General features: G+C 69.4%; 13 protein-coding genes and 5 pseudogenes. 14 read left to right on the top strand and 4 right to left on the bottom strand.

From position 1 onward, the window contains the following. Nucleotides 1–121: 121 nt before the first annotated feature. Nucleotides 122–1,003, bottom strand: coding sequence for a DUF4394 domain-containing protein (locus OTB20_RS40210; protein ID WP_267824865.1), 882 nt, complete (start codon nt 1,001–1,003; stop codon nt 122–124). Nucleotides 1,004–2,857: 1,854 nt separating this feature from the next. Here OTB20_RS40210 and OTB20_RS40205 point away from each other — a divergent pair. From OTB20_RS40205 to OTB20_RS40170, 7 genes and pseudogenes are all read left to right on the top strand, one after another. Beyond that, the gene (locus OTB20_RS40205; RefSeq protein WP_267824864.1) at nt 2,858–3,097 is read left to right on the top strand and encodes a chaplin; all 240 of its coding nucleotides are present in this window, start codon (nt 2,858–2,860) and stop codon (nt 3,095–3,097) included. A gap of 926 nt (nt 3,098–4,023) precedes the next feature. Next, nucleotides 4,024–5,478 carry a DUF4331 domain-containing protein gene (locus OTB20_RS40200; protein ID WP_267824863.1) on the top strand — a complete coding sequence of 485 codons (1,455 nt, stop codon included), beginning with the start codon at nt 4,024–4,026 and terminating at the stop codon, nt 5,476–5,478. Nucleotides 5,479–5,662: 184 nt separating this feature from the next. After that, nucleotides 5,663–7,009, top strand: a complete 1,347-nt coding sequence (locus OTB20_RS40195; protein ID WP_267824862.1) for a tetratricopeptide repeat protein — start codon at nt 5,663–5,665, stop codon at nt 7,007–7,009. Next, on the top strand, nt 7,006–8,679 hold the full coding sequence (locus OTB20_RS40190; protein WP_267824861.1) for a sulfite exporter TauE/SafE family protein: 1,674 nt from the start codon (nt 7,006–7,008) through the stop codon (nt 8,677–8,679). The genes OTB20_RS40195 and OTB20_RS40190 overlap by 4 nt, the downstream gene beginning before the upstream one ends. 453 nt (nt 8,680–9,132) lie before the next feature. Next, the gene (locus OTB20_RS40185) at nt 9,133–9,450 is read left to right on the top strand and encodes an SH3 domain-containing protein (RefSeq protein WP_267824867.1); all 318 of its coding nucleotides are present in this window, start codon (nt 9,133–9,135) and stop codon (nt 9,448–9,450) included. A 630-nt stretch (nt 9,451–10,080) separates the two neighbouring features. Next, complete coding sequence (locus tag OTB20_RS40175; protein WP_267824860.1) at nt 10,081–10,659, top strand: fasciclin domain-containing protein; 579 nt, start codon at nt 10,081–10,083, stop codon at nt 10,657–10,659. A gap of 693 nt (nt 10,660–11,352) precedes the next feature. Then, a pseudogene (locus OTB20_RS40170) lies at nt 11,353–11,559 on the top strand (carbonic anhydrase); the annotation flags it as partial. 19 nt (nt 11,560–11,578) lie between these two features. Here the strand turns inward: OTB20_RS40170 and OTB20_RS40165 are convergent. Beyond that, nucleotides 11,579–12,558 (bottom strand): annotated as a pseudogene (locus OTB20_RS40165) (L-threonylcarbamoyladenylate synthase). A 456-nt stretch (nt 12,559–13,014) separates the two neighbouring features. Here OTB20_RS40165 and OTB20_RS40160 point away from each other — a divergent pair. The 3 genes and pseudogenes from OTB20_RS40160 to OTB20_RS40150 all read left to right on the top strand — a co-directional run. After that, a pseudogene (locus tag OTB20_RS40160) lies at nt 13,015–13,187 on the top strand (MerR family transcriptional regulator); the annotation flags it as partial. A gap of 300 nt (nt 13,188–13,487) precedes the next feature. After that, entirely contained in the window at nt 13,488–13,907 is a 420-nt protein-coding gene (locus tag OTB20_RS40155; protein ID WP_267824859.1) for an ATP-binding protein, read from the top strand. A gap of 142 nt (nt 13,908–14,049) precedes the next feature. Next, complete coding sequence (locus OTB20_RS40150) at nt 14,050–14,673, top strand: GPP34 family phosphoprotein (RefSeq protein WP_267824858.1); 624 nt, start codon at nt 14,050–14,052, stop codon at nt 14,671–14,673. Between the two features lie 93 nt (nt 14,674–14,766). Here OTB20_RS40150 and OTB20_RS40145 read toward each other — a convergent pair whose 3' ends face one another. Further along, the gene (locus OTB20_RS40145; protein WP_267824857.1) at nt 14,767–14,940 is read right to left on the bottom strand and encodes a hypothetical protein; all 174 of its coding nucleotides are present in this window, start codon (nt 14,938–14,940) and stop codon (nt 14,767–14,769) included. 165 nt (nt 14,941–15,105) lie between these two features. Beyond that, entirely contained in the window at nt 15,106–16,716 is a 1,611-nt protein-coding gene (locus tag OTB20_RS40140) for an alpha/beta hydrolase (protein ID WP_420716603.1), read from the bottom strand. A 285-nt stretch (nt 16,717–17,001) separates the two neighbouring features. On the opposite strand from OTB20_RS40140, the gene OTB20_RS40135 reads away from it, so the two are divergent. The 4 genes and pseudogenes from OTB20_RS40135 to OTB20_RS40120 form a co-directional block, all read left to right on the top strand. After that, nucleotides 17,002–17,268, top strand: coding sequence for a transposase (locus OTB20_RS40135; RefSeq protein ID WP_267824855.1), 267 nt, complete (start codon nt 17,002–17,004; stop codon nt 17,266–17,268). A gap of 38 nt (nt 17,269–17,306) precedes the next feature. Continuing rightward, nucleotides 17,307–17,519: pseudogene (locus OTB20_RS40130) on the top strand (IS3 family transposase); the annotation flags it as partial. Nucleotides 17,520–17,733: 214 nt separating this feature from the next. Beyond that, nucleotides 17,734–17,979, top strand: coding sequence for a hypothetical protein (locus tag OTB20_RS40125; protein WP_324290476.1), 246 nt, complete (start codon nt 17,734–17,736; stop codon nt 17,977–17,979). Further along, nucleotides 17,930–18,079: pseudogene (locus tag OTB20_RS40120) on the top strand (IS30 family transposase); the annotation flags it as partial. The gene OTB20_RS40125 and the pseudogene OTB20_RS40120, both read left to right, overlap by 50 nt.

The following is an 18,079-nucleotide window of genomic DNA, read 5'->3' as shown; positions in this document are numbered from 1 at the left end:
CGCTCGAGGACTGGATCAAGGTCTGGAACGACGAGGCCAGGCCCTTCAAGTGGACCAAGACCGCTGACCAGATCCTCGACCGGATCTGCCGCTACTGCGACAGGATCTCAAAACCAGATCACTAGCGCTCCTGGTTCAGGGGCAGAGCGATGTCGGTGACCTGCTGCCGGGTCGGGAATGCGCCCTGGTTGGTGGCCTTGCCGGTGAGGATGTTGATCTCGTACAGGCGGTACGAGCTGCCCGTGCTGAGGGCGGCGAAGCCCTTGTTGGTGCCGGTCTTGGCGTTGTAATAGATGTCGAAACCGGCGTCCGGTACGGCGTTGATGCCGAGGTTCCCGGTGGGGGCGAGGGTGCCGTCGTTGGCGGGGGACTGCAGGGAGATCCGGTCGGCCATCGTGTCGAGGTCGAACAGGGTCGTGGCGGTCGCCGCGTTCAGGTCGTTGTTGGTGTAGGCGGCGCCGGTGACTCCCAGGGCGGTCGACGGCGGGGTGGTGGGGTTGGTCAGCGTGCCGTCGACGGTGGTGCCCAGGGTGGCCGTGGCGTCGTCGATGTTGTGGCGCAGGTTCTGGCCGGTGTCGGAGATGACGCGCAGCCGGTTCGCGGCCGGGTTGAAGTCGACGCCGAACCGCGTGCCCGACAGGGCCACGGTGAGCTGGGAGACCTTCACAGCCTTGGCGTTGGTGGTGCTGAGGGTGTAGATGCCGCCGCGGTCGCCGACCCCGTAGAGCTTTTCGTTCTGTACCCGGAAGTCGATGCCGATGAGCTTGGTGTCACCCCGGAGACTGGACACCTTGCCCAGCGCCCGGGTCTTGGACGGCTTGTCGACGTCGAATTCCACCAGACGCTGGTCGGAGGTCAGCCCGATCGCGGCAAGACCCTTGTGGTCCATGGCAGGCAGGGTCTGCGCCGGGGTGTCGATGTCGGACACCGAGGCAAGCGCAGGGGTCGCGCAGGCCGCCGCGAGGACGGCGGAGAGGGCGATGACAGTGCTACGAGTACGCATGTTCACCTTTCGCGTGACTGATGGCCCGACCAGGGTGGTGGCAGGCCCGGGGTTACTTCGGAGGCGGCACGCTCCCGGACGGCCCCGGACCGGGACAACCACCCCAACGGTGCAGTAGCCGGCGACGACGGCCAACTTGTCCGTCGCCACGCCGCTGGTGGCGCTTCGCCCGCCACGGCGGTGGAATGGGTAACCAGGACGTTCCGGCGGCGGAAGGGGCTGGCCGTGACCGTGGGAGAGGCACTAACCGTCCTCACCGCCTGACGGCGCGGGGAGGAGCGGACATACCGGCGGGGGACATCACCGTGCCCGCATGGAACGGTATAGCGTCTGCAGCTGGCCGCAGAGAGACGGCAGAACCCGACGGGCCGTACCGGATCCGCTTCCCCTCGCGGCCCTGGCGCTGCCAGCGGATGCCACGCATTCGGCGACGCCGCACCGCCAGGAGACGCTCTTTCGTACTCCGCAGTACCACCAGACCCCGCCCGCGTGCAGGAGGGCCAATCCGACGGCCCTCCTGCGGCGAATCATTCGTGAGAACGCGGGAGGCGAGACCAATGACCGACGAAGAGTTCGAACAGCTCATGGCGCACGCACGAGCGGAGTCGCGCCGGATTGTGTTTCCCCCTCCGCCCTCCGATGACGACCGGGAGTACGCCTTCCAGCCGCAGCACGCGGAATTCGGAGGGTCTGCCCACTGACCGGTGTGGTGATCCCGCCCTCTCCGACAGTAAGTTCGGGGCGCAACGTCCCCATCGTGTCTGCGCTGGGGACCACTGCCCTCAAGCTGCCTGCCACAAGCACACGAAGGTGGCCGACGGATCGTGGGGCTTGTGCTGCGTCCGGGTGACCGACATCCAGGGCACGGTGTGGGGGATAACCGGCCGGTAGCGGATGGTGTGGACTGATAGAGCCTGGTCGTCCCGGGAAGGGCGGCTGCGGCTCACCGCCCCTCGCTCCGGGGCTTGCCGTCACGTCGCCGGTCCCGGAGCGGGGAGAGCGCACCACGCCTCCGGTTCCGAGACAGACACCAGCGGGGACGACAGGGAGAACGTCCGGCGACGCGTGGAGAAACTGACGTCGCACGTAGCGGAGACGACTTCACTCAACCCGAGGACTCGGGCATATGGTCTGGAGCACGCGGGCCCCGGCCGCGTTAGCCTCTCGATCTCAGCCCCACGAGCGTCTGGTCACAACTCCCCTCGGATGGAGCGCGGAGTCTGGCCTGGCCCTCGCGGACCTTCAGTAGATCGCCTGGCAGTTGCCCGGCGCCGCCCCGCCCGTGCGGTGGCAGCCGAGGTTCGCCATGCCGCCAGCTCTCTGCCAGCATGCCCGGCCCGCGCCCTGGCCGACGTTGTTCTCGCCGATGCCGAGAACCTTCTGTCGGCCACGCCGGATGGCACGTGCGCTGCGCCGTGGACCGGGCAGGTCTCGTCCGCGCCTTGCATGAAGGCCTGGACCGCCTCACCGAGGTCGCATCCGCCCGCCAGGGCCCTGTGAACCGCCGTGCGCCGACAGTGTCCGGGGCACGGCACCGGCAACAACCCCTGTGACACGCAGGCGCCATGCCTACGGCTGTTGCGGGAGTCGTGGCCGACTGCGCCGGCCGGACAGGCAGGCAGGCGGTTCTTCCCGTGCTGACCGGACAAGCGAACTGCCACCAGACGACACCAGCGGGCGACCCGGCCGGTGGACGAAGCGTTCGGCCAGATGCAGCGGCCGGGCCATCCCTTCGGGGGAACACGCTGGTGGAGACCAAGCCGCCCTGCGGTGCCCCAACGAAGACAGTGCGTGCGGGCCCGGCATCGGGCTCCCGGCGCCCACGCGCCGCTGCACCAACAAGGAGAGCAGCCCATGTCTCGTGTTCTGAAGAGTGCAGGTCTCGCGCTTGCAGTAGGTCTGGCGCTGGCCGGTGGAGCGTCCGCCGCGTCCGCCGATGCCGGGGCCTCCGGTGCGGCAATCGGCTCCCCGGGCGTGCTGTCGGGGAACCTGATCCAGATTCCGATCCACGTCCCGATCAACGCGTGCGGCAACAGCGTCAGCGTGATCGGCCTCCTCAATCCCGCCTTCGGCAATACCTGCGTCAACAGCTGAAGGCTCCGAGCCCCCGCTCGTCCCCGGCCCGCGGGATGAGGGGCGGGGCCGAGTGGGACCCTTCCGCTCCGGCCCAGGCGGGCGCCGCCAACTGCACCGCCTGATGTCCGCCCGGAACGGAAGTTCCGGGGTGGCGACGCGACGGGGAGTCGCCACCCCCACCCAGTTCATTGCTTTCCCGGCCTCGATCCGGCACCTGCAACCTAGCCGAGCGCGGCTCGCTCCGAGTGCTTCACACGGGCACACGTCAAGGGAGTGCAAGAGAGAAGACATCGGCAGGCGATAAGTCGAATGGTGGCAACAATGCCATGAAACGAAAAAGGCGACTTCAAGATATCCGTTAGCTCGATGGGGAAACGTTTCCTCCAACCCATTTCGCACACTCCAAGTCCGCCGTGATGCCGGTGGATCAACTCGTCATTTCCCCGACCCACCCTGCCGTCTCGCGGGCGGAGCCAGACCCAGGAGGTTCCTGGGTCAGAGTCTCCCAGCAGGCGGGATCGCGTCCCGCCTGGAGGCCTTGACCTGCTCCCATTCGCTTCCGGTGCCACCAAGGGCCTTATTGCGCATCAATCGCAATAGCAGTTTGCCCCTCGATCGGCCTAGTGTCCGGCCCGCGTGTTGCAGGAAATAATTCGGCTCTCATTTTCCCGCCTTGCCGCCGTGGCCAGGCCATTTGCAACAACGGGCCGCGTGGCGCTCTCCGTGCGCCGCGAAATACGGTCACGCCCTACCGGCAGTACATGCTTTCCTTCCGTCTGCGCGGTCTGAGCGCAATGGCACATTCCAAGGCCGGCGGGCCTTGGACCTGCTGCTGATGCCGCACGGGCGCGCCCGTCCGACCGAGTGGTCACCCCACCTGAATGCCCCTGTCCGGCCGTGCCGGTGTGTGCGGTGGGCCGGGTTCGCAGTCGAGAGGAACACCCTTGAAGTCCATCCCCGCACGGCCCCGTTCGCGCCGTGTGCTCAACCAGTCCCTCCTCGTCCTGGGCGCCGGCGCGCTCGCGACGGGACTGGCCGCCCTCACCCTGGCGCCGGGCGTCAGCTCCGCGTCCAGCCACCGCGAGGCACCGCTGATCGCGGGCGACCCGCGCGCGGACAACACCGACGTGTACGCGTACACCAGCCTGGACCGCCCCGACTCGGTGACCTTCCTGGCGAACTGGATTCCCTTCGAGGAGCCCAACGGCGGCCCGAACTTCTACGCGTTCGGCGACGACCTCCGCTACAACATCAAGATCGACAACACGGGTGACGGCGTCTCCGACATCACCTATACCTGGCGCTTCCGCAGCAGCTACCGCGACGACGCCAACCAGTTCCTCTACAACACCGGCCCGGTCACTTCCCTGAACGACCCGGACCTCAACTTCCGCCAGGTCTATGACCTTGTGGTCACCCGCGGCAACAAGAGCAAGGTCCTGCTCTCCGATGTGCCCGCCGCCCCCTCCCGTGTCGGCCCGGCGTCCATGCCCAACTACGCGGCTCTGCGCAACCAGGCGATCCGCAACGTCCCCGGCGGCGGCAAGACCTTCGCAGGGCAGGCGGAGGACCCCTTCTTCGCGGACCTGCGCGTCTTCGACCTCCTCTACGGGGGCGACCTGTCCGAGCGCGGCCAGGACACCCTCGCCGGCTACAACGTGAACTCCGTAGCCCTCCAGATCCCCAAGAAGGACTTGGCCCTGAAGGGGAACCCCGGCCGCAACCCGGTGATCGGTGTGTGGTCGACGACCGACCGGCAGGGCGTGCAGGTCTCCGACTCCCGGAACAAGCACGGCGACAAGTGGAAGCAGGTCTCCCGCCTGGGTAACCCGCTGGTCAACGAGGTCGTCGTCCCGCTGAAGTACAAGGACGCCTTCAACACCCTCAACCCGGACCAGGACCGCACCGTCCAGCCGGTCGTGGACAAGGTCCTCGACCCGATCCTGCCCAAGCTGATCCAGCAGGTCTACGGCATCCCGGCACCGCCGGCCCCCCGACGGGATCTGTTCGAGATCTACCTGACGGGCATCTGCAAGGCCTGCGGACCCATCCAGGCCGACCTCAACGCCCACCGCCTGAACAAGGACGCGAAGCTCCGTGACATCGTGCCGGCGGAGGAGCTGCGCCTGAACATGGCGGTTCCGCCGACCGCGCAGCCCAACCGCTACGGCGTCCTTGCCGGTGACTTCGCGGGCTTCCCCAACGGCCGCCGCCTGACGGACGACGTCATCGACATCTCCCTCCAGGCCGTCGAAGGCGCCGCCCAGACTGGCCAGCTCGTCCCGGCCCTGGCCGACGGCGACCAGGTCGACGCCAACGAAGTGCCGTTCGGCACCTCGTTCCCGTACCTGGCGCTGCCCCACACCAAGTCCGTCAACAGCGGCCCGAACGGCAAGTAAAGGGTTCCAGAGAGAGGAACGCCGCGGCCTTGGGAGGCCTCGGCGTCCTCCTCCTAGGCGTCGGCGGTGCCGCCTGCGCCGCAACCGAGGCCAGCTGACCTATCGCACTCCGGGCGGGGACCGAGTCCGGCCCTCCGGTCCTCGCCCGGAACACCATCCACTGCATTTCCCCGGGGAGGATCCCGTGCACCGGCCCGAAGACGAACCCGCTCCCGTGATCCGGCGCCGCAGACGCCTGCGCACCACCGTGATCACCGTCGCCCTGGGCGTGGTCATGTTCACCGTCGGGGCTGTCGGCCTCTCCCCGAACGGCAGCAGCACGCCGGACGCCCCTGCCACGGCATCATCAGCCTCCGGCCCCGCCCGCGGGATCGCGGCACTGCGCGAGCGCGTCCAGCGTCTGCCGAAAGATCCGGTCAGCTGGGCGAACCTCGGCATGGCCCTGGTCCAGCAGGCCCGCACCACCGCCGACCCGGCCACCTACGCCCAGGCCGAGGCGGCCTTGCGCCGCTCCCTCACCCTCCAGCCGGCCCAGAACCTGCACGCGGAGATCGGCATGGGCGCCCTCGCCGCCGCCCGCCACCAGTTCCGTGACGCCCTCACCTGGGCCGAGAAGGCGATCGCGACCAGCCCCGCCACCCCCGCCACCTACGGAGTGCTCGCCGACGCCCACACCCAACTCGGCCAGTACCGGGAAGCGGAGGAAGCCGTCCAGAAGATGGCCGACCTTCGCCCCGACAGCTCCTCCCTGGCCCGCGCCTCCTACGTCTTCGAACTCCGCGGCGACACCGACCAGGCCAAGCTGCTGATGGAGCGCGCCCTGCGGGCCGCCGGCACACCCGGCGAGCGCGCCTTCGCCCACACGCACCTGTCCTCCCTCGCCCTGGACAGCGGCGATCCGACCACCGCCCTGCGCCAGGCCCAGGCCGGCCTGGCCATCGCACCGCGCGACGCAGGCCTGCTGGAAGCCCGGGCCAAAGCGGGCGCAACCACAGACGATCGCGAACAGGCGGTCGCCGACTACACCGCAGCCATCGCGGTGGCCCCGCTGCCGCAATACCTCCTGGGACTCGGGGAACTCCAGCAGTCCCTCGGCCGCCAAAACCAGGCCGAGGCCCAGTACGCGGTCCTGCGCGCCCAGGAAACACTCCGCCGAGCCACCGCCGCACCCGCCGACGTCGACGCGATCTACTTCGAGGCCGACCACGGCGACCCTCACCAGGCCGTGGCCATGGCCGAAACCGCCGTACGCGAGCGGCCATTCCTCGCCGTCCACGACGCCTACGCCTGGGCCCTGCACCGCGCAGGCCGCAACGACGAAGCCCTCCACCAGGCCGACAAGGCCCTCGTGCTGGGCACGCGCAGCGCACTGTTCCTGTACCACCGCGGCGCCATCCACCAGGCCCTCGGCGACACCACGCCCGCCCGCCACGACCTCTCCCAGGCGCTGGCCGCCGACCCCACATTCCACCCACTGCACGCCCCCGCGGCGCGCGAAGCACTCCGGCGAATCGACGACACCACCCCATGAACCCCAGCACCCGCCGGCGTCTGACCGCCGCCCCCCTCGCAGCAGCCCTGCTCACCCCGCTCGCCCTCCTCACCACGGCCTCGCCCGCGGCCGCGCACCCGCTGGGCAACTTCACCGTCAACTACGCAACCCACCTCACCCTGCGCCCGCACGCGGTCGAAGCCGAGATCGTGATCGACCGCGCCGAGATCGCCGCAGCACAAGAGCGCCCGCTCATCGACCAAGACCACAACGGATCCATCAGCGCCGACGAGCAAGGCGTGTACGCGGACGAGGCATGCACGACGCTGGCCGGGCAGCTGGCCGCCGACGTGGGCGGCGTGAGCCTCCGATGGAACCGGGGCACGAGCGGACTGACCTTCCCCACTGGTGAGGCCGGGCTCAAGACCAGCCGACTCACCTGCCGACTCACCGCCGACGCGCCCCTGACCTCGCCGGCCGGCGTCCACGTCGTCACGCACTACGACACCCGGCGCATCGGCTGGCACGAGATCACCGCCCGCGGCGCAGGCCTGACCCTCCCCGACTCCACCGTCCCGGCGACCTCCACCACCGACCAACTGCGCCACTACCCGCAGGATCCGCTCGCCGACCCGCTCGACCAGCGCAGCGCCGATATCCGGACGGCCCAGGGACAGGGGGCCGCGGCCGCCCGGATCGTGCCACCCGGGATGCCCGGCGCGGGCCCTGTCACCGCCGCGCTGAACAAGGTCTCCACGCTCTTCGACACCCTCGTCGGCAGCCGGGAACTCACCGTTCCCGTCGGCCTGCTCGCCCTGCTCCTCGCCGTAGTCCTCGGTGCCTCCCACGCCGCCATGCCCGGCCATGGCAAGACGATCATGGCTGCCTACCTGGCCGGGCGGCGCGGCACCCGACGCGACGCCGTCACGGTCGGCGCCACCGTCACCCTCACCCACACCGCGGGCGTCCTCGCCCTCGGCCTGGCCCTCCCTCTCGCCACCCACCTCGCCGGGGAAACCGTCCTGGTCTGGCTCGGCCTGGCCAGCGGCCTCCTCGTCACTGCCATCGGCCTGAGGCTCCTGCACTCCGCCCTGCGCGGCCGCCCCCTCCAGCACGGCCACAGCCACACCCATGGACATCACCACCACGCAGACCATGGCCACGGACATCACCACCACAGCCACCACGGGCACGGGCCCGTGGCAGATCACGGACACAGCCACGAGCCACCGACCGGCCTGCCCTCCTCACGGCGAGCCCCCGACAGCGCAACGGCGGACGGCACCACCACCGTCCTGACCAAAACCGCCACCGCACTCCCGCACGACCATCACCACCACGGCGAAGCCGAACACCACCACCACAGCCACGCTCCCTCGCGTCGAAGGCGCTGGTCGCTCATCGGCGTCGGCGTCGCCGGCGGTCTCGTCCCCAGCCCGTCGGCACTGGTCGTGCTCCTCGGCGCCGTCGCACTTGGCCGGACCGCCTTCGGAATCCTCCTCGTCATCGGCTACGGACTCGGCATGGCCACCACCCTCACCCTCGCCGGCCTCCTCCTCGTACGGCTGCGCGAGCGCATCACCGCTCGCACCGCCGAGCGAGCCTCCGCACGCCTGCAAGCGCTCGGGCGCATCGGCCCCGCCGCCACTTCAGCCCTTGTCCTCCTCGTTGGCCTCGGCCTCACCGCCCGCGCCGTCACCGGACTGTGAACAGAGCGGCTACCAGCTGCTCAGCAGTCGTGGCTGGACGTGAAGAGCCTGTCGGTCCGCCCACACAGCCGCGATGGCGATGAAGACACCACCGACGGCGAAGCCAGGTCGGTACCGGCAGGGAAACAGGCACAGGAGGCCCCCGGAAGCAGCCAGGACGGCCGCGAAGACCACAAGCGGCAACAAAAGGCCCCGACAGAACCCGCTTCACCACTGGTGCCCAACCGATGGCGCCGGGAGGAACACGCGTGCGGAAGCACCTCCACAGCCTCCCCCTCCGGCGCCGGGGAGGGGAAGCATGCCCTTCGTGAAGATAACGGGCGAATCAATACCAATCCGGAGTGGTGGGGCCTTCGAATCACCAGATGGAGGAGCGAGCGCGCGTTGCTCGCGGCGCCGGGTCCCACCTGGCCTTGGGGCGCAGAGGCGAGGGGGTGCGAAAGGAGTGCTGTCATGACCGCACAAACGATCGGGCGCGGCCTTGCCGCTGTCGTCCTGGCCGCCGGTTTCGGTGTGGCGGGCGTCGGCGTGGCGGGGGCTGCTCCCCAGTCCCACCATCATGATCACAGTGTGTCGGGCACGGTGACTTCCCGGATTGAGCTCAACGTCCGCGAGCACCCGTGGACGCATTCCCACGTGGTGTGGAGCCTGTCCCCGGGCAGCCACGTCAAGCTGGCCTGCCAGCAGGACGGCTGGTACCACCTCGCCGACAAGTCCGGCTGGGTCGATGCCCACTACGTCTACGCCCACGAGTGGGTGCGGTACTGCTGACCAAGGGCCGACGGCCGGGGGGTCCTCAGCTGTCGTGGCTTCGACCCGGGCATTTCCGCTCCACGCAGGGGCCGCACCGATGGTGCGGCCCCTATCCTGTGCGTCAATGCTGGGCGAGCGGAATGCGATGCCGGTGACCTGCCGGTTCTTCGGGCTGCAGTAGATGTCGACGCCTGCGTCGGGGCCCACAGCGGCGCCCAGGTTCCCTGTGGAGGCGAGGGTGTCGGCGTTGGCCGGGGGTTGATCGAGGTCCGGTCGGTCGTGGTGTCGAGATGCCGAACAGGCTGTCGGCGATCGCCGCGTTCAGGTCGTTGTTCGTGTACGCGGCGCCACCGACGCCCAACGCCGTGGACGGCGGCGTGGTGGGGTTGTGAGCATGGCGTTCACGGTCGGCGCCGACGCGAGACACCAGTAGAAGCCGATACACAGCCGATACGGGGCTTTTCTATATATTCCTCCAGCAATCAACCTGCCATGCGGCCACGAATAGGCGGTAGAGGGTGAACAGCCCCGTCCGGGGAAGCAGACCGGGCGGGCAGCGACCTTTCCCCTCTCGTACCGTCGCCTCGGGGGCGATCGGGCCCAGCGGCGGAGCAGTCCCAGCAAGGCCCGCCTCCGGAAGAAGGACACATGAGCACCCGACACATCCGCCGTAGCGCCGCTCTCGTGGTCACGGCGTTCGCTTTCCCCGTTGCCCTGGGTGTCGCAGCCCCCGCGTTCGCCGGCTCCCAGCAGGCCGACCCTTACGGCCCTGCCTGCGCGTCGGTCCCCAAGGAAGGCTCGGGCAGCCTCGCCGGCATGGCCAAGGACCCCGTGGCCACCGCAGCGTCCAACAACCCGGCTCTGTCGACGCTGGTCACCGCCGTCAAGAAGGCCGGCCTTGTCGACACTCTGAACAACGCCAAGGACATCACCGTGTTCGCGCCGACCAACGACGCCTTCGCGAAGATCCCGAAGGCAGACCTCGACAAGATCCTCGCCGACAAAGCCGAGCTGACCAAGATCCTCACCTACCACGTCGTGGGCACAAAGATCACGCTCGACCAGCTCGGCGCCGGCTCGTTCCAGACGCTCGAAGGCGGTTCCCTAACCACAATGGGATCCGGTGAGTCGTTCACCGTCAACGGAAAGGCAAAGATCGTCTGCGGCGACATCCAGACCGCGAACGCCACGGTCAACATCATCGACACGGTCCTCACACCGATGTGAGCGCCTGGGTCAACCGCGCCGGGGGCGCGCTCAACACCCGTCGTCGCGCCGGCTCGCTCTGAGACCGCCGCCCATTGGCTTGATCTTTAACGTTGGGTTGAAGATCAAGCCGATCCACAGTTTCCGCAGCTTGGCTTCGGCCGGGGGAAACGAAACTCGCCCACTCTCTGGGTGGTCGCCATGCGCCCGTTCCCTGACCGATGCCTGGCGCCGTAACGCCTCGCGAAGCGCTCCTTCACCCAGAGGCACGTCGCGTCCTCGTCCTGGCACTCAGGCGCGATCGCGCCGGGCTCCGGGCAGGCAGGGCAAACACCGATGGAGGACCGTCCTATTCGCCCTCTCTTCACCGGCCTGGTGACCATCGGCGAGCTCGCCGGCGACGGTGACGGACAAGTCTCCAGCCCTCCCGCACCGACACCCGTGCAGCCGAAGGGTTGGGCGCAAGAACCTGGCGTCGGCCCTTTCCCCGTCGAACCGAGCAAGTCGGTGGCCCAACGCCCACCGTCGTGGGCGTCATCGACGGCGACACGATCGACGTCCGTGGAGTCGGCGGCATTCGGCCCGCCGGTGCGACTTCAAGAGTGCGGCTCCTGACCATCGACGCACCAGAGAAGGGGGCCTGCTATAGCCGCGACGCCACGGCCCGGACCAAGGCACTGCTACCGAAAGGCTCCGGCGTGCGGATCGAACGCGTCCGCCGGACGCGAGACGGCCGAGGAGATCCTGGCCGAGCACATCGAGCAATCCGTGGACCTGCTGCTCGAATGCTCCCGCGTCCTGGCCGAACGGGTTGCCGACGGCCGCCTCGCAGTGGTGGGGCTGTCCTACCGGCTGGCCGACGGCAGTGCACAGCTCGTCGCCACCCGCGGCATCGATGCGGCGGTTCCCACCACGGCCTGACCGTCCCGGTTACGGCCGCTCACCGGCAGAGCCGGGGCCCCGCAGCCCGGCGAAGCCGGTTGGCGATCGCCAACCCTAGGCCCTCCTCCAGCGGCAGGGGCGCGATGATGAGGTCGCACCCTTGCTGGTCGAGCTCGCGCAGGAATCCATACAGGCCGTGGGCGTAGGCGTCCATCGAACGGGGACCGTCACCACGGCGTGCGCCTTCAGCGGGGCGTCGGCGAAGGAGGCAGGCACAAAGACGCCGACCTTGTGCCCCAGTCCTTGCGCGAGCTCTGCCTCGGCAACGATCTTCTCCGGCTCGACCAGGACAACCCGCGCACGTGGCGCGTAGTGCGACGGGTGCTGGCCCGGCACCCGGACATGACTCGTCGAAGGCACCGAGATAGAGCGCCCCAGCACCGCTTCGAGGTCCTCGCGCGTCATCCCGCCGGGCCGCAGGATGCTCGGGATCTCGCCCGTGACATCAACGATGGTCGACTCGACGCCGACCTCGCATGAGCCGCCGTCGAGCACGAAGTCGACGCCGTCACCAAGCTCCGTACGGACATGGTCGGCCGTCGTGGGGCTGACCGAGCCGAAGCGGTTGGCGGACGGGGCCGTGACGCCGCCACCGAAGGTCGACAGCACCGCGAGAGCGACAGGGTGGTCGGGCACGCGCACGGCCACCGTCTCCAGCCCACCCGTCGCTTCCAGCGGCACCCGGTGGCCGCGCCGCAGGACCAGGGTCAGCGGTCCCGGCCAGAAGTGTTCGGCCAGCAGACGCGCAGTCGCGGGCACGGTCTCGACCCAGTCGTCCAGGTGCTCCGCGGCGGCGATGTGGACGATCAGCGGGTGGGAGGGCGGACGCCCCTTCACCTGGAAGATGCGCGCGACGGCGGCAGGGTCCTCGGCGTTCGCGCCCAGACCGTAAACGGTCTCGGTCGGAAAGGCCACCAGACCGCCGGCGCGCAGCACCTCGGCCGCCCGCTCGATGTCACTGGTCGTTGCCGTCACCATCGCAGTACTCCACTGAAGGGTCGGGCCGAACATGCTGCGGCCCGGATTCCGGGCAGGTACCGGGGCCGCGGACCTGCACACGTCCATGAAGCGCCTTCTACGACCCGTGCACGCGTCACCCCACCAATGCCGCCGCACCGGCAAGGACACGATCGGCGTCAACACCGCAGCGGATGCCCGTCATGACGTGCGACCAGAACCTGCTTCCGCGTTCTGGGCGGGATGTGAGCAAGCCTGAGATCACCAACACCACGACCAGGATGATCGCACCCGCACACGAGCATCCGATGATCTTCCCAGCGTTGCCCCTAAGTGGAGGAGGCAGCCCCCACTGCGGCGGATAGCCGCCCGGCGGTGACCCCCCTTGCTCAGCCGGGCGGCGGTTCCCCATTCGACATGGGGCCAGCGTCCGCGCGTACGCATCCGGACAGTTCCGCGCGAAGGGATCAGGACCTCCGCCGCTACTCCCGCTACCAGCTGCGGTCACCGCCCGTGCCCGGGAGCTCGTCGATCAGGGCACCCCGATCGAGGCTGCCTGCCGGATCGTCATCCTGGAGGACCAGCTCGAGGACGCCCAGCGCCTCAACGCCGAATACCACACCGCAGCCGCGGGCCCCAAGGCCGCGGCCCGAGGCGGCGTAGCCGTTCCCCTCCCTCGTGCCACCCACGCTGCCCGGGACGCATGGCGTTCCCGGGCCGAACTCCGCCCTCGCAGAACCTGAGGGACGGCGTGCAGTCCCGCTGCCTCGAGCGAGGAGCCGTCCTGCTGTTCCGTGCCACCCGGGCGGTCCGATCTTCGTTTTGTGCTTTCGTGTAGGGCTGCCGTTTCGGGGTATACGGCTGGAATTAGCCGTGTGGCTTGCTCAGGATGAAGGTGGCGCTATGGCTGCTGTGGTGTCCCAGGACGAGTGTGAGTTGCTGTTCAGATCATGTCGGCCATGGCCCTGGACGGCAGTGAACCGATCGCTGGGGCCAGGCGTGCTGCCCGCAGTTTCATGACTGATGTGCAGGCCGTTCACGGGCTTCCGGTATCGGAGCGTGCGATGAGCATGGTGGAGCTGGTGGTCAGCGAGTTGGTGACCAACACCTACAAGTACGCGCCCGGGCCGTGTCTGCTGGAGCTTGAGGTGAGCGTCGCCGTCGTGGAGATCAGCGTGTGGGACACCGGTGCCCGGCTGCCCGCGGTGAGCGCGGCTGATCCGAGCCGGATCGGGCAGCACGGCCTGGAGATCGCGATGGCGGTGGGCCGCAGTTTCGAGGTGCGGCGCGAGCCCGTGGGCAAGCGAGTGAAGGTCACGATAGGGCTGGCCGACGACCCCGGCGGGCATCTGGCCGGCCGCCTGCCGTGACGATGTTGGCCAAGCTCCTGCCATACGGGTAAGGGAGCGCTCCGCCCGGTGCCTCCGGTCGGGTCCGTGTGCCGTCGGTTGCGCGGGGATGCTGGGAGCGGGACCGGGGGATCCGAGTTCCGAAGCTTTCGAGGGAGCGCCCATGAGCACGGCGAAGGACCTGTTCATCATTGCCATGGACGAACGGCCTGGGGCCGGTGTCGGGCAGGGCGACTTGTCGCTCGTACTCGCGGGTGCCGAGCTGATCGATCTCCTCGCCGTACAGGCCGCAGTCCTGGACGACGACTCCATCGTGCCGGGCGGGCAGTATGAGCTTCATGACGAGCTCATGACCGAGGCGGCATCGGCTCTCATCCGGCAGGTGCCGTACGAGAAGGTCGAAGACTGGCTGTGGCGCCGCGGCCGGGAGCTGTCCGCGACCTACCAGGCGGCTCTCGAAGAGGCCGGCCAGCTGACGCGGGGGCGGCGCGCCCTGCTGCCGTTCGGAAACGATCGCCTGGAAGTCGCCGAGACGCCCGTTCGGCGCCGCGCCCGAAGCCGGTGGGAGGCGGGCGAGCCCATCCTCACTGCCCTCGCCGCGGCCGTGGGTATCGCGGCCACCCGCCCCGAGGACGGAGGCGAGCACGCGAACGAGCTAGCCCTCGAGGACGAAGCGGTGACCACCGTGCTGGCGATCATCAACGAGGCGGTGATGGAGCTGGAAGCCGTACGACAGCGGCGTTCCATCGAGCACGCGGCCTTCGCCAACGTCTGGCGCGTCCCGTAGAGCGACGCCCCGACCCCGTACTTCCCGTCGTCGGAGAGCTGTCCCGAGGCGGCCGCGCTCTGGCGGCAGAGCTACGGTCGGCGCGCGTTGGCGTTAGCGGTCGAGGAGGGCGCTGACGGTCTTGCCGCCGGTCAGCCGGCGGGTGACGGCTGTGGCCCGGGCCAGGTGGTGACCCACGGGCCAGCCGAAACCGCCGGCGCCCCCTTTTTTAGATCGGGGGCCCGCATGCGCGGGGCTGCGCGGGGCCTTCGGGCTGTTGTCGTGCACGGCGACTTCGACGCTGCCAGATGGGCGGTCAGGTCCAGCGTGCAGGTGCCGCCGCCGTGTGGCCGCACACCGTGCAGGACCACCTCAAGTCGGTGTTCCCCAAGACCGCGACGAACAACCGCAGAATGCTGCTGACCCGCGCACTCCGAACGTGAACCGCGGGCCCTACCCCGCCTGCTTGACGCAGGTCCGGTCCCTCGCCGGCAGCTTGCCGGTGGCCAGGTACCGGTTGACCTGGTCGTCCACGCACGCGTTGCCGTAGCGCCCGAAGAGCGCGTGCCGGTTGGCGCCCTCGAGGGTGACCAGCCTGGAGCTCGGCAGCTGCTTGTGCAGTTCGACGCTCCCCTTGTACGTCGTCCGCGGGTCACCGGTGGCGGCGACGATCAGTGCAGGGGCATCGCGCCGCACCCGGGTGGGCTCTTCGCGCGGCGAGTCCCAGAAGGCGCACGGGTTGATGTTGTTGGTCAGAGCGCCGAACAGCGGGTGCGCGATGCGGTTGCGCTCGATGTCCCGCCAGTAGAGCTCGGGATCGCGCGCGGCGGCTACGTCCCCGCAGATGACGGCGGACTGCGCGCCGGTGGGCTCGCCCTCACCGCGCAGCACGTACCGGAGCTCCGGGACGAGCATCGGCGGCACCGTCGTCGGCCGGCCCTCCGCGGCTTTGGCCAGTACGGAAAGCAGCTCGCTGAACGACGCCCGCGCCGGGGCGGTGTCGTCCGCGATGCCCGAGAAGAGGAGGAGCGGCGCCTGGCTGTCGTCGATCCGGAAGGCATCGGCGCCGGCGCCGATGGTCAGCGGACCGCGCGCGGCCGTCGCGACGATGCGGTCGACGGCGGCGAGGACCTCGGCGCGGCTGCGGCCGAGGCCGTAGGTGTCGTGGTGCTCCGCGGCCCAGGCGGCCCAGTCGGACAGCGCCTTCTCGTTCTCGCGCTCGGTGCCCTTCAGCAGCCGGGGGCGGTAGTCGGTTGGGTTGATCGCCCCGTCCAGCACCATCCGGTCGTGGCGGCCGGGGAACATCTGCGTGTAGACCGTGCCCAGGTAGGTGCCGTATGAGTAGCCCAGGAAGGAGATCTTCCGCTCGCCGAGTGTGCCGCGGATGACGTCCATGTCGCGGGCCGTGTTGCGGGTGGTGATGTGCGGGAGCACCGCGGCGTCGGTGGCCCGGCACTTGTCGGCCAGGCTCTTCTGCAGGGCGACCTGGCGGTCGAAGCCCGCCCGGCCGGTGCCGGCGGACAGCCAGGTCATGCCGACGGGCAAGCCGCAGTCCAGCGCGGTGCTGCGCCCGATGAAGCGCGGGTCGAAGCCGACGATGTCGTAGCGCGCGCCGACCTCCTTCATCGACGCACGGGCCTGCGGCGGGGACTGGAGCGCGGGACCGCCCGGACCGCCGTTGTTGAGGAGGATCGCGCCGATGCGGTGGCGGGTGTCGGTGGCCTTGAGCCGGGAGATCGCCACGGTGATCGTGCGCCCCCGGGGGTCGGCGTAGTCCAGGGGCACGGTCACGTCCGCGCACTGCACGCCTGCCTGGTCCAGATCGCGGCCCGTGGTGTCGTCGGGGCCCTTGATGCAGCTGCCCCAGCCGAGGTGCTGGCGGTAGTACCGGTCCAGTCCGGCCCCGGAGCTGTCCTGGGTGGGGGGCTCGGCGGCCGTGGCCAGGACAGGGGAGGGCGTGAGGCAGGCGGCGAGGGTGAGGCCCACGGCCAAGGCACGGCGTGCGGCGGGGCTGACAGTGGTCACGGGGTCTCCTTGAGTACCGTCCGCTTCGTGTGATCGCATGCCCCGAGGCTAGGAACCCGCCCTGGTACAGCACATCGCCCAAGGGCACGAGGACCTAGGTCCCGTCCAACCCTGGTCCGGGACCTGCGGCCCGGTCCGGCCTCCTCCTCCGGGTGGAGACCGTCGGCGGGGCTGCGCTAGGAGTTGTCGTCAAAGTTTTAGGCCCACATCAGGAGCGACGCGAGGGTGACGGCGGCTTGGTAGGACTGGGCGGTCTTGTTGTACCTGGTGGCGATGCCACGCCTGAGGTGATCCCCGTGGTGTGGACACACCTGACAATGGATCTTGTTGATCCTGGAAGGTGTAGACCACGTGGCAAGGCCCTCGAAGTACAGTGCGGAGTTCCGGTCCGACACGATCGCGTTGTGGCGCGCTTCGGCGGGAAGGCGGACGTTCAGGGACGTTGCGGCCGATCTGAATGTCAACCCCGAGACGCTGCGGACCTGGGTGCGTGACGTCGGCGACGGTCCGGTCGCTTCCGGCGGGTCTCAGGACACCGCGGCAGAGATCCTGCGACGGGCAGCCGCCTATTTTGCCCGGGAGATGAAGTGAAGACCACCGCTTGGGACTTCGTCTCCGCCCATGCCGCGATGTTTGGCATCAAGCGGAGATGCCGGGTGCTGGAAGTCTCCCGCTCGGGGTTCTACCGGTGGATCGCCGGCGCCCAGGTGCGGGCCGCCCGGCAGGCCACCGAGGACGCCCTGGTCTCGGAGATCCGCGAAATCCATGCCGAACACCGCGGGAACTACGGCGCGCTCCGAGTCCATGCCGAACTGCGCGGCTTCGGCCACACGGTCAACCGCAAGCGGGTCGCGCGGCTGATGCGGAAGCACGGCATCGTCGGCCGACACCTGCGGAAGAGGAAGCGCACCACGGTTCCGGACCGGCTCGCGCCGCCGGTGGCGGACCTGGTTCAGCGGGACTTCACTGCTGTCAGTCTGGACGAGAAGTGGTGCGGCGACATCACATACCGCGTGGCTCTACCTCGCCTGCGTCATCGACATTCGCTCGCGCCGGGTGCTCGGCTACTCGATGGCCCCGCACATGCGGGCCGGGCTCGTCATCGACGCGCTCCAGGCCGCAGTCGCAGCCCGCGGCGGGGACGTCACCGGTGTGATCTTCCACGCGGACCGCGGATCGCAAGGTGGATTCAACTGGTCGTCGCAACACCCTGATCTCGTAGGGGTGCGACGTGGCCACGGCGGACTGGAGTTTGAAGACCAGCGATGTTCCGGAGGGCCAGCGTCGGCAGTGGCGCGCTGACCGTGCGTTGCGGCCGGCGATGCGTTCGCCGGGGCGGCCTGATCCGTCTCGGGTAGTGCAGCGCCAGTTCTGGCGACTGATCGCCACGGGGGTCACGACG

Source organism: Streptomyces sp. H27-H1 (assembly GCF_026627445.1).
Taxonomy (GTDB): Bacteria; Actinomycetota; Actinomycetes; order Streptomycetales; family Streptomycetaceae; genus Streptomyces.
Note: the sequence above shows the minus strand (reverse complement) of the source record. Positions and strands in the feature narration are given on the sequence as shown.

Excerpts from the sequence above, each read along its gene's own strand:
- OTB20_RS40210 (WP_267824865.1), bottom strand. The coding sequence starts at position 1,003 with ATGCGTACTCGTAGCACTGTCATCGCCCTCTCCGCCGTCCTCGCGGCG.
- OTB20_RS40205 (WP_267824864.1), top strand. The coding sequence starts at position 2,858 with ATGTCTCGTGTTCTGAAGAGTGCAGGTCTCGCGCTTGCAGTAGGTCTG.
- OTB20_RS40190 (WP_267824861.1), top strand. The coding sequence starts at position 7,006 with ATGAACCCCAGCACCCGCCGGCGTCTGACCGCCGCCCCCCTCGCAGCA.
- OTB20_RS40185 (WP_267824867.1), top strand. The coding sequence starts at position 9,133 with ATGACCGCACAAACGATCGGGCGCGGCCTTGCCGCTGTCGTCCTGGCC.
- OTB20_RS40175 (WP_267824860.1), top strand. The coding sequence starts at position 10,081 with ATGAGCACCCGACACATCCGCCGTAGCGCCGCTCTCGTGGTCACGGCG.
- OTB20_RS40155 (WP_267824859.1), top strand. The coding sequence starts at position 13,488 with ATGTCGGCCATGGCCCTGGACGGCAGTGAACCGATCGCTGGGGCCAGG.
- OTB20_RS40150 (WP_267824858.1), top strand. The coding sequence starts at position 14,050 with ATGAGCACGGCGAAGGACCTGTTCATCATTGCCATGGACGAACGGCCT.
- OTB20_RS40140 (WP_420716603.1), bottom strand. The coding sequence starts at position 16,716 with ATGCGATCACACGAAGCGGACGGTACTCAAGGAGACCCCGTGACCACT.